Here is a 1384-nt window from a genome sequence, read left to right on the forward strand (position 1 = left end):
GAGCTTAAGCCAGCGCAGAGGACCCCCGATCAACCCAGGGTTCGTGTCGGTAATTCTATCAAATTTGCGTTATTTGATAGATTTGAAACATACTCCGCGCCGCGCGCAGCCAGCGTCGCACTCGCAACCACCCCTTCACCGGACATGACCATGACCTTGAACTCCAGCCAACCGCACGCCACGCCTGTTTCCTCCGATGGCAGGATCCCTGACAGCCACTTCGATTTCATCGTGTGCGGCGCCGGCACGGCCGGCTGCGTGGTCGCGGGTCGGCTGGCCGAGAACCCGGACGTGCGGGTCCTGCTCATCGAGGCCGGGGGTGATGACGAGGTCCTCGACGTGCAGCAGCCTGGAAACTGGCCGCTGAACCTCGGCTCCGAGCGAGACTGGAACTTCAGCGGCGCGCCCAACCCGCATCTCAACAACCGGCAGATCCCGCTGAACATGGGGCGTGTCCTGGGCGGCGGCTCGAGCATCAACGTGATGCTCTGGGCGCGCGGCCACATGAACGACTGGGAGGACTTCGCCGAGGCCAGCGGGAATCCGGCCTGGGGCTATGAATCCGTGCTGAAGATCTACCAGCGGGTGGAGAACTACGGCGGCACCCCGGATGYGAAGCGGCGAGGCGTGGGCGGCCCGGTTCACGTCTCCCCCGCCCGCCACCCTCAACCGGTGGCGAGCGCGCTGATCGATGCTGCGCGGCAGATCGGCATCCCTGCCTTCGAGAACCCCAACGGCGCGATGATGGAAGGCCGCGGCGGTGCTGCCATCAACGACCTCATCATCAAGGACGGACGGCGGAATTCCATCTACCGGGCCTACGTTCACCCCCGCCGCGGCCAGGCCAACCTGACGGTGCTGACCCACACGCTGGTCAGCCGCCTGGTGTTCGAGGGCAAACGCGTCACCGGCGTCGAGGTCATCCGCGACGGACGCACCGAACGCTTCACCGCCGACCGCGAAGTCGTCCTGTCGCTCGGCGCCGTCAACACGCCCAAGGTCCTGATGCAATCGGGGATYGGCCCGCAGGACGAATTGCGCCGTCACGGCATTCCGCTCGTCCAGCATCTGCCCGGCGTGGGTGCCAACCACCAGGACCATGTCTCGTTCGCCGTCATCTTCGCGTACGAGCACCCTCAGCAGGTCGGCCACGGCGGTTCGGAAGCGACGCTCTACTGGTCGAGMGACAGTTCGTTGCGCCTGCCGGACATGTTCCATTGCCAGGTGGAATTCCCCGTCCCGAGCGCGGAGACCGCGCCGCTCGGCGTGCCGGCGCATGGCTGGACGATGTTCGCGGGCCTCGCGCATCCGAAGAGCCGCGGCCGCATCACCCTGTCGGGCGCCGGCCCGATGGACAACCCGGTCATCCAGCCCAACACGCTGT

The 1384-nt window shown here is 66.3% G+C and carries 1 protein-coding gene; it reads left to right on the forward strand.

What is annotated here, in order from left to right; genetic code table 11:
* Positions 1 to 150 precede the first annotated feature (150 nt).
* A partial coding sequence (locus AC1D15_RS32335; RefSeq protein ID WP_477829279.1) for a GMC family oxidoreductase occupies positions 151 to 1384 on the forward strand: 1234 nt, incomplete at its 3' end.

The organism is Rhizobacter sp. P2_H2 (assembly GCF_056403375.1).